Genomic DNA, 11,914 nt, shown 5'->3' with positions numbered 1-11,914 from the left:
GTGTGTCTCTCCCCCGGCAATCGGAAGGGAAAAACATGTTCGGACCAGACAACGTCCGCAAGCGCTGGCGCCCAGAAGAGATCACCGTGACGAAACCCGATGTCACGAAACGTGCCATCGGAGCAGCAGCGATCGGAAACGTCACCGAGTGGTACGACTTCGGCGTCTATGGCTACCTCGCCGTCGTCATCGAGGGCATCTTCCTCCCCAAGGACTCCGGCCCCATCGGCCATGTCATCGTGGCCGGGCTCTTTGCAGTCGCCTTCCTTGTCCGCCCGCTCGGCGGAATGTTCTTCGGCCCCTTGGCGGACAGGATCGGCCGCAACAAGGTCCTGGCGATGACGATGATCATGATGGCAGCCGGCACCTTCCTCATCGGCGTGATCCCTGACTATGCGACGATCGGTCTGTGGGCGCCTTTCCTTCTGCTTGCCTGCCGACTCCTGCAGGGATTCTCCACCGGCGGCGAGTACAGCAACGCGATGACGTTCATCGCCGAATACGCACCGGATCGGCGCCGAGGATTCCTCGGCAGCCTGCTCGAGGTCGGTACCTTCACCGGCTACGTCCTCGGCGCTCTGGTTGCCACGATCATGCAGGCCGTATCCACCACAGGCTTCCTGGAGACCTGGGGCTGGCGCATTCCCTTCTTCGTCGCCCTGCCGTTGGGTTTCGTCGGCGTCTACCTGCGGACGAAACTCGCCGACACCCCGGCATACAAAGAGATGGAGAAGCTCTCCGAACAGGAAGAATCCAGCAACCGCACGAAGGGCGAGTTCAAGAAGATCTTCGCGCTGTGGCCCAACCTTCTGGCCTGCTGCGGTCTGGTCCTGGCGTGGAACGTCACGAACTACATGTTGACCTCATTCATTCCCCTCTACTTCCCGATGGTCCAAGACATTCAGGGCAGCGGCGGGGTCTCAGAACTCACGTCCCAGATTCTGCAGATCCTCGTTATGGCGGTCTGTCTCGGACTGATTCCGGTCATCGGCAAGGTCTCTGATCGGGTGGGCCGCAAGGCAGTTGTGCGCGCGGGATCGATCTCACTCATCGTGCTCTCATTCCCGTCTCTGATGCTCATCCGCGGTCATAGCGACATCATCGTGTTCCTCGGTCTGCTGATCATGGGGCTCAGCCTCATCTGCTTCAGCGCGACGATGCCCTCGACGCTGCCTTCCCTGTTCCCGACGATGGTGCGAGCAGGTGCGCTGGCGATCGCCTTCAACATCTCGATCTCACTGTTCGGCGGCACCACCTCGGTCGTGATGACCAGCCTCATCAGCGCCACCGGCTTCCTCATGTGGCCGGCGATCTACCTCGTGGCCGCGGGAATCATCGGACTCGTTGCGATCCATTTCGTGGAAGAGAGCAATGGTCGTCCGCTGTGGGGATCGACTCCGTCGGCGGCTTCGGAGGAAGAGGCCGAGGACTTGGCAGAAGAGCTCAACCAGGAGACCGAAGCGACCTGAGCCGGTGCTGTCTCCTCAGGGTCTGAAACACCCAGAGGGCGAGCGCACCCAGGGGCGGCCCACCCTGGTGACAACCTCAGTTCAGAACGATGCAGAACGGGTGACCTGCCGGGTCGAGGAAGACGCGGAAGGTCTCGCCTGGCTGGTCAACTGCCTTCCCTGCACCGAGTTCGACCACTGCTGCCTCGGCGACATCAAGGTCATCGACGACGACGTCGAGGTGCATCTGCTGTGGGTGGGCCTGGCTCGGCCAGCTGGGGGCGTGATAGTCCTCGACCTGCTGGAAGCAGATCGGCGGCCAGGAATCTGATGTGATCTCTGCCCAGGTGCCGTCGTCATCGACTCTGACCTGCCAGTCGAGGAGTTGACCGTAGAACTCCGCGAGTTCGCGTGCGTCAGGGGCGTCGAGAACGACGACGGGCTGCTTTGCGATTGCCATGCTGGAAGTCTACGCGCCACCGGTGTCACGGTGAAGGGCACAGGTGCTTCGCCGGTGCTAGGCTCGAAACACCACAGGGGAGCGCCGACGAGACCGGTGCTGAGAGTGCGCAAGCAGACCCTTCGAACCTGATCCGGTGAGCACCGGCGGAGGAAGTGAGAGATGACAAGGATGAACGACGTCCCACAGCAGACCAGCACCAGTATTCACCTGAACCCAGGCGGGCCGGTGGCGACATTGAGAGCGGCGACCGCTCCCACCTGGGACGCCGCGGTCGGGCACAGGTTCGTTAAGGAACTGTTCGCCGGGACCCTCGACGATTCCGTGATGAAGAAGTATCTGATTCAGGACTATCAGTTCTTCGAATCGTTCCTGTCGATGCTCGGCGCCTGCGTCGCCCACGCCGATGGCATCGGCCCCAAACTCCGGTTTTCCAAACAGCTCGGATTCCTCGAAGCAGATGAGAATTCCTACTTCCTTCGGGCCTTCGCCGAGGTGGGTGCCAGTGCCGATGAATACGACGATCCGGTGCTGACCGATCCGACCGCGCGGTTTCGCACCATCATGTATGACGCGGTCGTTTCTGCCTCTTACCCGGACCTGCTCGTCGTGCTCGTCATCGCCGAATGGCTCTACCTCGACTGGGGCGAGCGCGAGCAGCCGATGCCCCGTCGCCACGTTCACACCGGATGGATCGAGCTGCATCATGGTGTGGACTTCCGTGCCTGGGTGCAGTTCCTCGTCGACGAACTTGAGAGGGTGTTTCCCACCGGCGACGAGGCTGAATCCGCCACGGCCCGGGCCCGGCTGGCGCGCCTCTGGCAGCGGACGGTTGATGTGGAGTTGGCGTTCTTCGAGGAGGCCCATGTGCTCGACTGAGGGCGGCACCAGGTGAGTACCCGTCGTGCGGTTCTGCGGCAGCTGCTTGCACAGATCCGCGAGATCAATTCTGGTGGGCGGAGCCTCATCGCCGTCGACGGGGTCGACGGAGCGGGCAAGACCGTTCTCGCCGGGGAGCTTGTTCGGCTGGCTGCCCAGGATGGGCTCCGCTCTGTTGCTTCGCTGAGCATCGACGGCTTCCATCACCCACGTTCGACCCGGTATGCGAGGGGGCGAGGACCCGAGTCGTTCTACCGTGACTCCTACGACTACCCAGCGCTCAAGCGGTCAGTCGCGACTGCGTTCAAGCAGGGGCTGCCTGTTGTCACAGCCGTTTGGGATGTTGTTGCCGATGCCAGTATCGAGAGTGCACATTCCAGTCTCGACTTGCCACAGGATTGCGTCCTTCTCGTGGATGGCATCTTCCTCCATCGGCCTGAGCTCCGTGAGTTGTGGGACGCCAGCATTTGGGTGCAGGTACCTTTCGCGGTCTCTGTTCCGCGCGGGAACGAGCGCTTTTCCGGGCAGTACGATCCTGATCCCGAGGCAGAGTCCAACCATCGCTATGTCGGCGGGCAGCGGCTCTATTTCGCACAATGCTCGCCGTGGGAGATGGCGACATGGGTCCTCGACAACGAGGATCTGGCACACCCCCGCCTTGCCGCACGAGCAGGGCCACCGATAACTCAGTAGCCGAGAACTAGAAAGGGGCAGGCAACGCACCATCTGCCTCACACAGGGGCATGCTGATTGTGCTTGACGATCTTCGCAACGATCGCAGCGACGGCGCAGCCTACTGCGATGAGGAATGGCACTCCGACAATCACCGTTTCGACGATCATGACGAAAGTGTGCTGGAACATGTTCGCCAGAATATTCACAGCGGCGAATGCCACCATGCTGAAAGCGAGGAAGAAGCCGGCTGTCTTCACCAGCCGAGTCGGCAGCGTCCCCCGACGCTCCCGTATGTTCAATGTGCTCATCGCCGATCACCTTCGATCCTGATCACCGTCGACGCCGTCTGCGCAACTCGCGATGTACTTTGAGGCTACGCCTGAAAGCTTGGCGAGCCATGGGGGTACCTGGGATGTTCGATGCAAGAGAAAGTCCACCGCTCGCCCCTGCTCATGCCGGTCCTCGCCCTGGTCGTGTCAGTCCTCTCCCCTAGAATGAACCCATGAGCAATCCCCAGGTAGATGCGGTTGTCGTCGGATCCGGGCCCAATGGCATGGCCGCCGCGGTCACCATGGCTCGGGCGGGCCTGTCTGTGGAGGTCTATGAAGCCCAGTCCACCATCGGCGGCGGCGCACGCACCCTCGACCTGGGCCTGGCCCCTGGCATCACCCATGACATCTGCTCGGCCGTGCATCCCTTGGCGATCTCGAGCCCCTTCTTCGTCGACTTCGACCTGCGCTCCCGGGGCCTCGAGTTCACCACTCCGGAGGTCTCCTACGCTCAGCCTCTGGACAATCAGCCCGCCGCGCTGGCATTCCACGATCTCGATACAACGGTCGACCACCTCGGCGCGGCCGGACCCGAATGGCGGCGCTTCTTCGCCCCGCTGCTCGAACGCGTCGATGATGCGATCTGGTTGTCCCTCGGTGACAAACGCTCCATTCCGGAGACGCTGCGCGATGTTCCCGGCATCGCCAATGTGATGAGATTCGGGCTGCGGCTGCTGTCCCAGGCCAGCCCGGCCTGGAACATTCCGCTCTCACATGAGACCTCCCAGTCCCTGTTCACCGGTGTCGCCGCGCACGCGATCGGCGGACTGCCGGCCATGGGCACAGCTGCCACGGCCACCATGCTCTCGACCGTCGCCCACGCCGCCGGATGGCCGTCGCCTGTGGGCGGTTCGCAGGCGATCATCAACGCCATGGTTGCCGACCTCGAAGCCCACGGCGGGTCTGTGACGACGAACGCGCGCATCGATCATGTCTCCGATATGCCGGCTGCCCGGTCCTATCTCCTCGACACCTCCGCCTTGAACGCGGCACAGATCTTCTCCGGCCTCATCCCGGCCAAGGTCGCCAAGTCGCTGCGGTCCTTCAAGCAGGGCAACGCCGCAGCCAAGGTGGACTTCGTCCTCAACGGACCCGTGCCCTGGGCCGACCCTAATATCAACCGCGCCGGCACCATCCATGTGGGCGGAACCCGGGCACAGATGGCCGCAGCCGAGGCGGATGTGATCGCCGGGCGCATGCCAGCCCACCCGGTCAGTTTGGTCTCCGACCCGACCGTCTTCGACCCAGCGCGTGAGGTGGACGGCCTACGCCCACTGTGGACATATGCCCACGTCCCCTTCGACTGCCCACTCGACCCGGCCGAATACATCATCAACCAGATCGAACGCTTCGCACCCGGCTTCCGCGACACGATCGTCACGTACAACTCCATCCCGGCTTCAGAGATGGCTGGTCACAACCAGAACTACATCGGCGGCGACATCGCCACCGGGCTCGTCTCCTTCTACCGGATGATGGCTCGCCCGCGCACCAGTTGGGACAACTACAGCCTCGGCGTCCCCGGCGCCTACCTGTGTTCGGCCGCGACCCCACCGGCACCCGGCGTCCACGGAATGAACGGGTGGTTCGCGGCTCGGCGAGCGTTGAAGACGCAGTTCGGCATCAGCGAGGCCCCGAGCCTGGCTCCCTGATAACCTGCCGGTGCCGGTGCGAACGCATCCGCCACACTCCGTTGGCCACGGCCACCGCCACGACGACGAGGCCCGCACCAAGCGCCTGCCCCAGAGTGAGCTTCTCGCCCAGGATCAGGGCCGCGAGCACAAGGGCGAGCACAGGTTGGATGAGCAGCAGGCTCGCCGTCATCGACGGCACCAACCGGGCACTTCCCCTGTTGATGAACAGCCACGCCACCACCTGCCCCAGCAGAGCCAAGGCGATGAGATACATCCACGACCTCGGACCGATCCCCGCGAGGTGGATGCCGCCGGTGAACTGGGCGATGACCGCCGCGGTCACAGCCGCCGAGGCAGTCGCCCAGGCCAGGGGCTGAATGGCCCCCTCGGCCTTACGCCTGGTTCCCCGGCGGGTGAGGAACATGTACACCCCGTATCCGATTCCGGCGATAAGCGCGAGAACGGTGCCGAGAACAGCGTTCTCCCCCACCGCGGCCAGAGACACGATCCCACCGACCAGGCCGACGCCGATGAGCATCAGCGGCAGGGAGATGAGGAAGCGTACGCTCACACGCTCCCGGTCGATCAGCAGGGCAAGCAGGGGCAACACGATGACCTGAACGTTGACGAGCACAGTGGCGACGCCGGCACCCACGAGGTAGATCGAGGCCGTCCACGCAATGTAGTCGATGCCCAGCGCAACGCCGGCCGCGATTGCCCAGAGGATGCCAGATCGTGAAAGACCACTGTGGCGCCTGCGTTCGAACAGCGCCAGGGGCACGAGCGCGATGACGGCGATCGCGCACCGCAGCACGGCCGTCGTCGCCGCGTCCACACCCGCAAGTTTGACCAGGATCGCCGAGATCGACAGGCACAGCGCACCGGCAAGCACCGCCGAGGCGGCGAGTGCGGTTGGCGGCTCCGGCGCTGGAGCGACCCTGGGGGCGACGGTCATATGTTGACCGTAAGCCCGCGGCTGCGATTTGGCACTACCTCCGGCACATGTCACTGCAGCCCAGGGACGCAGCAGGGACGATCAGATGTGCTCGCGCAGGATCGTGCCCAGTCGGGTCAGGGCGTCGACCATGTCCACATCCGACTGACCAGAGTAGCTGAACCGGGCGAAGTTGCTGCGCTGTTCGGTCGGGAAGAACGATTCCCCGGGCACGTAGGCGACTCGGGCTTCGGGCAGGGCGTGTTCGGCCATGAACGCGGTCGCGTCGAAGTCGTCGGGGAAGGCCACCCAGGTGAAGAGTCCACCTTCGGGTCTGGTCACAGCCACCTCGGCGGGGAAATGTTCGGCCATGGTCGAGAGCATGAGGTCACGTTTGGCGCGGTAGACCTCACGCATCGCCGAGATGTGGTCGTCGATGTCGACGGTCTCGAGGAACCGTGTCACCGCGGTCATGTTCAGGGTCGACGACTGGGTGTCGGCGGCCAGTTTGAGCAGGCTGAGCTTGTCCAGGATCTCCGGTGCCGCGCTCACCCACCCCAGGCGCACGCCTGGAGCAAGGATCTTCGAGAAGCTGCCAAGGTGGATGACTCGGTGCTCGGTGTCGAGTGAGGCCAGGGTGGGCAGCTGTTCGCCTTCGAAGCGCAGCTCGCGATAAGGCGAGTCCTCGAGGATGAGCACATCGAACTCATTGGCCAATTCGATGATGCGCTTGCGGCGCTCGAGGCTGAGGCTCACGCCCGTCGGGTTCTGGAAGTCGGGGATGACGTAGATGAACTTGACGTTGCCTGTCTCCCTCAGCGTTGCTTCGAGGGCGTCGACGTCCATGCCATCGGAGTCCATCTCGACGGCGACGTACTCAGGTTGGCAGGGGTTGAAGGCGATGAGGGCGCCGAGGAAGGTCGGGTTCTCTGTGAGGATGACGTCGCCGGGATTGATCAGCAGCTTCGCGACGAGGTCGAGGCCCTGCTGGGCTCCATGGAGGATGAGGACATCATCGGCATCGGTTGCCGCTCCCGCATTCGACATTCGCTTGGCGATTTGCGCACGCAGACTCGGCAATCCCGCCGAGGCGGTGTACTGCAGAGCGGTCGCACTCTCCGTGGCCAGGACGTCGGTATAGATCCGTTGGAGTTCGGCGGCGGGAAAGAGCGCGGCATCCGGGTAGCCACCGCCGAAGGAGGTGATGGAAGGGTCATCGCCGTACTTGAGCAGCTCGCGGATGGCGGACGGCTGTACTCGGTCGATGCGATCGGCGAACTTGCGAGACACTTCTTCTCCCTTGAAACGTGGTGACGAACCTGCAGCCCCGCTCACGGATCCGTGTGGTTCACCAGTGGTGATGAGGTGATCGTAGCGTCGAATCGTGAGCGCGGTCACCGGTGTCCGTGTGGTGGTTCAGCAGCGATATCAGAAAAGCGAGTCAGGCTCGCATCCAGTCGTCGGTGTTGCCTGTCGTCGGCAGAGACGACGGATCGTCGACCAGGTTGTCGTCGCCGACGTCGACGGCCGCACCGGCAATGCACAGGTATCCTGCGTGGCTGACATTCACACAGTCGAACTCCTCGGCCACCTGTGACCAGTCACGGATTACCCAGCGCCCGCGGCGTCCGGTCGTTTCGCCCCAATCGTAGCGGTGCTGAGTGACATCAAGTGGAAAGCGTCGACACAGCCCGGCTCAGCCGTCGGGGCGGTTGATCTCCAGGATGCCGGATGTCTTCTCGGATCCGCAGGCGGCAAGCGCGCGCTCAGACCCGAAGCTGTCTTCGACGCTGGTCATAGTCCCACCTTATGCGCCGGGTCCTCCTCTGGGCTCAGTGTGTGAAAGCGGGTGGTGATGCGCTGGCTCGGATCAATGGTGTGGACAGCCAGCCCCGGCAGTGCGCTGTCATCGGCGATCTGGTCCGGCTGTTCCACCAGGTGCATGGTCGATACGATTCCCGGCGCCCCCAGCATGGGCCGGCCGGCGAAGGTCGTTGCTACGGCACAGTGCACGTGCCCTGTGAACATCCCGATGACCGAGTCATTCGCCTCAATGAGATCCCTGAGATCGTCGGCGTTGCGGAGCCCAAGGCCATCCATGACCGAGTGTCCGATCGCGACGGGTGGGTGGTGGAGCGCCAGCACGACAGGCCCGGGACTGGCGGCGATTGCCTCGTTCGCAAACTCCACGGTCACCGCGTTGAGATATCCCGCGTCTTCGCCTTCGATGAGGCTGTCGAGGCCGATGATGGTCACATCGCCGACTGTCTGCACCGAGTCGAACCGCTCCTGCTGCGTCGGCGTCATGAAATGCGCCATGTCCTGACGTCTGTCGTGATTTCCGGGAACGACAAGCGTTGGAAGCTCGGTTTCCATCAGCTCAGAGAACTGCTGGTATTCCGCGACTTCCCCGTGGTCGGCGATGTCGCCGGTCACGACGATGGCATCGATATCGGCGAGGTCGTGGACCGCGTCGAGGACTCTGCGCAGGCGCTTGGCTCGAGCTGGTCCGCCGTCAAGGTGAGTGTCGCTGAGATGAGCAATTCGAGTCATGGTCGGTCCCGTCTGTCAAGATGACTGTACAGCTGACCATACCTATAGGTATGCACGCTTGTATAGTGGCACAATGACCACGAAACATACCACCGGCACCCTTAGCCGGGAACGCTTGGTGAAGGCCGCCCAAGATCTGCACTGGAAGCACGGTGTAGCCGCGACTACACCGCGCCAGGTCCTGGAGCGCAGCGGCGTGGGGCAGGGCAGTCTCTATCACCATTTTCCGACGAAGCGGGACCTCTCCCTGGCAGCGGTCACTCGCACCGTCGAAGAAATGCTGGAGTCGGCACGCTCGACACTGCTCGCCTCCTCAACTCCGCCGCAACGTATCCGCGAGTACCTGTCCCATCCCCGAGATGCAGTGGCCGGGTGCCGAGTCGGCCGGCTCACTGCTGATGCCGCCGTCATGTCGGACTCCGAACTGCAGAACCTGATCGCCGACTACTTCGTGGAGCTCATCGCCATCGTCACCGATGTGTTTGCCGAAGACGGGATGGACCGAACGAAGGCCCAACAGCGGGCAACAGCCGCGATCGCGACCGTTCAGGGCGGCTACGTCATCTCTCGTGCACTCGGCGACCCCCAGCCCATGGCCGACGCCATCAACGGAATGCTCGAGCTCTTAGAACAGAAGTCGAGCACATAACGAGAGATGGAGCCGAAACACGACAGTATCGGACCGGAACTATCGGGCGGAGCAGGCTCGGCGATTGGAAGTATTGATGAGCGAAGGGAGACATCGTGATCGCTGAACTCAATACGCTCATCGACCTCATCGAATCGGATCTGAACAGAGGCGACGGAACTGCTGACGCTGCGCTCGATCCGGGCCTCGACCTCGAGACGTTGACGGCGCAGATCGGCACCACCGAATATCACCTCCGGCGCATGTTCTCGTCCCTGTCGGGAATGCCGCTGTCGGAATACGTTCGCAGACGGCGCATGACTGTGGCCGCTGCTGAGGTCGTCGCCGGGCGAGAACTGCTGGGCATCGCCGTCCGTTTCGGATACGGTTCGGCGGAAGCATTCGGACGAGCATTCCGCTCGGTCCACGGCACGAGCCCTGCAGTGGTGCGGCGCAGCGGTGGACCCCTTCGCAGTCAACCAACCATCAGGTTCCGCCTGACGATCGAAGGGACATCCTCCATGGACACTCGAATCACCGAACAACCAGCATTCTCACTCATCGGCCATGCCGCGCGCGTGCCTCTCATCCATGAGGGCGAGAATCCGCACATCCGCGAACACATCTCGTCACTGCCTGATGACGAGCACGTTCGGCTCAAGGCCCTCAGCGAGATGGAACCCCGTGGGCTCCTTCAGGTCACGGCCCATGTCGACCCGGACCACCGCGAGGGCACCGAGCTCACCTACCTGCACGGAGTCGCAGTCGGGTCAGACGCCTCGGCACCGAAGGACCTCGATGTCATCGCCCTCGAGGCAGGCACCTGGGCGGTCTTCACCGCCTCAGGGCCCTACCCCGAAGCCCTTCAGACGACCTGGGCGGCGACGGCAAGTGAGTGGTTCCCCTCGAATCCGTGGCAGCTTCGGCCGGGGCCGTCCATCGTGGCGATTGCCGAACGGTCGGAAGATTTCAGCACCGCCACGACCGAACTGTGGATGCCGGTCGAACGCGGATGACGATATGCCCGGGTGCCCTCGCCGGTGCACCCGGGCGCTCACCGCGTCCCAGCTGGGACGTCGACAACGGAGTCCATGCCGGTGGACACTGCCTCGGCGAGTATCTTGTGCCCCTTCGCCGCTCGCATCCCTGCGCCGAGGACACCGATGATGACGAGGACCGCTCCGAACAGCTCACCCAAGGACACCGTCTCGCCGAGGACGAACCAGGCGGTGCTCATGCCGACGATTGGCACGAGCATCGAGAACGGGGCGACGACTCCGGCAGGATTGCGCGACATCAGCCACGACCAGATTCCGGACCCAAGGATCGTAGCGATGACGACCGTGTACGCAAGTCCTGCCAGACCCAGCCAACCAGTGGGGGTCATGAGCGTCGTCAACGACTCTCCGATTCTGGCCGGACCTTCGACCACCAGAGCGAGAAGCAGCATAGGCACCGGTGGGATCACCGACATCCACATTGTGAACTTCACCGGCTCAACGGAATGGGCCTGACGATTGCAGATATTTCCGATCGCCCAACCAAAGGCACCTGCGACGGTGAGCAGGAATGGCAGGAAGCTCGCATTCGAGTCGAATCTCTGCCACCCGACGACTCCAAGACCGGCCATCGCGACGAGTAGAAACACCATCTGCGAACCGCGCACCTTCTCCCGCAGGAACGTCATCCCCAACAGCACAGTGAATGGCCCCGAGGCCTGAAGGACGAGTGAGGCCAGTCCTGCAGGCATTCCTGCTGCCATCGCCCAGTAGAGGAACAGGAACTGCAGGAGCCCGAAACCCATTCCATAACCCACGATCCAGCGGAACTTCACATCGGGTCTCGGGACCAAGAACAGTGCCGGAAGCGCAAGTACGGCGAAACGCAGAGCAACGAGGAAGAAGGGAGGGAACTGCTCGAGCGAGAAATCGATCGCCAGAAAGTTCAATCCCCACATCACCGCCACCGTGGCGGCGAGAAGGCAGTGCTTGAAGGACATGACTCCATTCTCGAGTCAGCACCACAATTGACACAATCGACATGTTCTTCAATGTATTTGTAGCCTGACTTAACACTTGTAGCATTGGGACATGGACCCCAGACACCTTGAGCTGCTGCGGCGCCTCGCCGAACTCGGCAGCGTGACCGCCGTAGCCGGAGCCACGTACCGCACACCATCGGCGGTCTCTCAGCAGCTCAAACAGGCAGCACGAGAACTGGGGCACGAGGTCGTCGAACCCGAGGGTCGCGGACTGAAGCTGACGAGGGCCGGGAGACTTCTCGCCTCGGGAGGCAAGGACGTGGCCTCTGCGATCGCCCGTGATGCTCCTATAGATGTCAAGCGGCTTGAAGAAGGAAGTCCCGGTACTGCGCT

14 protein-coding genes and 1 riboswitch are annotated in these 11,914 nt (G+C 63.0%); of the genes, 7 read left to right on the top strand and 7 right to left on the bottom strand.

What is annotated here, in order from left to right; translation table 11 throughout:
- Positions 1 to 35 precede the first annotated feature (35 nt).
- Positions 36 to 1,469 carry an MFS transporter gene (locus tag INT40_RS14140; RefSeq protein ID WP_193071689.1) on the top strand — a complete coding sequence of 478 codons (1,434 nt, stop codon included), beginning with the start codon at positions 36 to 38 and terminating at the stop codon, positions 1,467 to 1,469.
- Positions 1,470 to 1,545: 76 nt separating this feature from the next.
- Here the strand turns inward: INT40_RS14140 and INT40_RS14135 are convergent, their stop codons facing one another.
- Positions 1,546 to 1,908 carry a VOC family protein gene (locus tag INT40_RS14135; RefSeq protein WP_101571811.1) on the bottom strand — a complete coding sequence of 121 codons (363 nt, stop codon included), beginning with the start codon at positions 1,906 to 1,908 and terminating at the stop codon, positions 1,546 to 1,548.
- Positions 1,909 to 1,973: 65 nt separating this feature from the next.
- Positions 1,974 to 2,080, top strand: a riboswitch (TPP riboswitch).
- Here INT40_RS14135 and INT40_RS14130 point away from each other — a divergent pair.
- Both INT40_RS14130 and INT40_RS14125 read left to right on the top strand, forming a co-directional pair.
- The gene (locus INT40_RS14130) at positions 2,071 to 2,787 is read left to right on the top strand and encodes a TenA family protein (protein WP_226831358.1); all 717 of its coding nucleotides are present in this window, start codon (positions 2,071 to 2,073) and stop codon (positions 2,785 to 2,787) included. It overlaps the preceding riboswitch by 10 nt.
- A 12-nt stretch (positions 2,788 to 2,799) precedes the next feature.
- Positions 2,800 to 3,480 carry a uridine kinase gene (locus INT40_RS14125; protein WP_193071690.1) on the top strand — a complete coding sequence of 227 codons (681 nt, stop codon included), beginning with the start codon at positions 2,800 to 2,802 and terminating at the stop codon, positions 3,478 to 3,480.
- A 38-nt stretch (positions 3,481 to 3,518) separates the two neighbouring features.
- On the opposite strand, the gene INT40_RS14120 is transcribed toward INT40_RS14125, so the two are convergent.
- A complete protein-coding gene (locus INT40_RS14120) occupies positions 3,519 to 3,770 on the bottom strand; it encodes a hypothetical protein (protein ID WP_101571805.1) in 252 nt (83 codons plus the stop codon).
- 194 nt (positions 3,771 to 3,964) lie between these two features.
- Here INT40_RS14120 and INT40_RS14115 point away from each other — a divergent pair, with 194 nt between their 5' ends.
- Positions 3,965 to 5,443 (top strand): phytoene desaturase family protein, encoded by a 1,479-nt coding sequence (locus tag INT40_RS14115; protein WP_193096336.1) that lies wholly within the window; start codon positions 3,965 to 3,967, stop codon positions 5,441 to 5,443.
- Here INT40_RS14115 and INT40_RS14110 read toward each other — a convergent pair.
- The 4 genes from INT40_RS14110 to INT40_RS14100 form a co-directional block, all read right to left on the bottom strand.
- Entirely contained in the window at positions 5,415 to 6,380 is a 966-nt protein-coding gene (locus INT40_RS14110; RefSeq protein ID WP_101571801.1) for a DMT family transporter, read from the bottom strand. The genes INT40_RS14115 and INT40_RS14110 overlap by 29 nt on opposite strands.
- Positions 6,381 to 6,461: 81 nt before the next feature.
- On the bottom strand, positions 6,462 to 7,649 hold the full coding sequence (locus INT40_RS14105; RefSeq protein WP_193096335.1) for a PLP-dependent aminotransferase family protein: 1,188 nt from the start codon (positions 7,647 to 7,649) through the stop codon (positions 6,462 to 6,464).
- A 151-nt stretch (positions 7,650 to 7,800) separates the two neighbouring features.
- Positions 7,801 to 7,929 carry a hypothetical protein gene (locus tag INT40_RS21010; protein ID WP_264298415.1) on the bottom strand — a complete coding sequence of 43 codons (129 nt, stop codon included), beginning with the start codon at positions 7,927 to 7,929 and terminating at the stop codon, positions 7,801 to 7,803.
- Positions 7,930 to 8,153: 224 nt separating this feature from the next.
- Positions 8,154 to 8,912, bottom strand: a complete 759-nt coding sequence (locus INT40_RS14100) for a metallophosphoesterase (protein ID WP_101571798.1) — start codon at positions 8,910 to 8,912, stop codon at positions 8,154 to 8,156.
- 73 nt (positions 8,913 to 8,985) lie between these two features.
- Between INT40_RS14100 and INT40_RS14095 the strand changes: the two genes are divergently transcribed.
- Both INT40_RS14095 and INT40_RS14090 read left to right on the top strand, forming a co-directional pair.
- Complete coding sequence (locus tag INT40_RS14095; RefSeq protein WP_193096334.1) at positions 8,986 to 9,561, top strand: TetR/AcrR family transcriptional regulator; 576 nt, start codon at positions 8,986 to 8,988, stop codon at positions 9,559 to 9,561.
- 95 nt (positions 9,562 to 9,656) lie between these two features.
- Positions 9,657 to 10,556: an AraC family transcriptional regulator gene (locus tag INT40_RS14090; RefSeq protein ID WP_219618865.1), complete on the top strand. Its 900-nt coding sequence runs from the start codon at positions 9,657 to 9,659 to the stop codon at positions 10,554 to 10,556.
- 38 nt (positions 10,557 to 10,594) lie between these two features.
- Here INT40_RS14090 and INT40_RS14085 read toward each other — a convergent pair whose 3' ends face one another.
- Positions 10,595 to 11,539, bottom strand: a complete 945-nt coding sequence (locus tag INT40_RS14085) for an EamA family transporter (RefSeq protein ID WP_101571793.1) — start codon at positions 11,537 to 11,539, stop codon at positions 10,595 to 10,597.
- A gap of 91 nt (positions 11,540 to 11,630) precedes the next feature.
- On the opposite strand from INT40_RS14085, the gene INT40_RS14080 reads away from it, so the two are divergent.
- Positions 11,631 to 11,914 (top strand): helix-turn-helix domain-containing protein (locus INT40_RS14080; RefSeq protein ID WP_193096333.1); only part of this gene is annotated, 284 nt, incomplete at its 3' end.

The organism is Brevibacterium sp. FME17, from assembly GCF_014897515.1.
Lineage (GTDB): Bacteria > Actinomycetota > Actinomycetes > Actinomycetales > Brevibacteriaceae > Brevibacterium.
The sequence above is the reverse complement of the archived record's forward strand: the minus strand, read 5'-3'. Positions and strand labels throughout refer to the sequence as shown.

Coding starts and splice junctions, on each gene's coding strand:
- INT40_RS14140 (WP_193071689.1), top strand. CDS start 36: ATGTTCGGACCAGACAACGTCCGCAAGCGCTGGCGCCCAGAAGAGATC.
- INT40_RS14135 (WP_101571811.1), bottom strand. CDS start 1,908: ATGGCAATCGCAAAGCAGCCCGTCGTCGTTCTCGACGCCCCTGACGCA.
- INT40_RS14130 (WP_226831358.1), top strand. CDS start 2,071: ATGACAAGGATGAACGACGTCCCACAGCAGACCAGCACCAGTATTCAC.
- INT40_RS14120 (WP_101571805.1), bottom strand. CDS start 3,770: ATGAGCACATTGAACATACGGGAGCGTCGGGGGACGCTGCCGACTCGG.
- INT40_RS14115 (WP_193096336.1), top strand. CDS start 3,965: ATGAGCAATCCCCAGGTAGATGCGGTTGTCGTCGGATCCGGGCCCAAT.
- INT40_RS14110 (WP_101571801.1), bottom strand. CDS start 6,380: ATGACCGTCGCCCCCAGGGTCGCTCCAGCGCCGGAGCCGCCAACCGCA.
- INT40_RS14100 (WP_101571798.1), bottom strand. CDS start 8,912: ATGACTCGAATTGCTCATCTCAGCGACACTCACCTTGACGGCGGACCA.
- INT40_RS14095 (WP_193096334.1), top strand. CDS start 8,986: ATGACCACGAAACATACCACCGGCACCCTTAGCCGGGAACGCTTGGTG.
- INT40_RS14085 (WP_101571793.1), bottom strand. CDS start 11,539: ATGTCCTTCAAGCACTGCCTTCTCGCCGCCACGGTGGCGGTGATGTGG.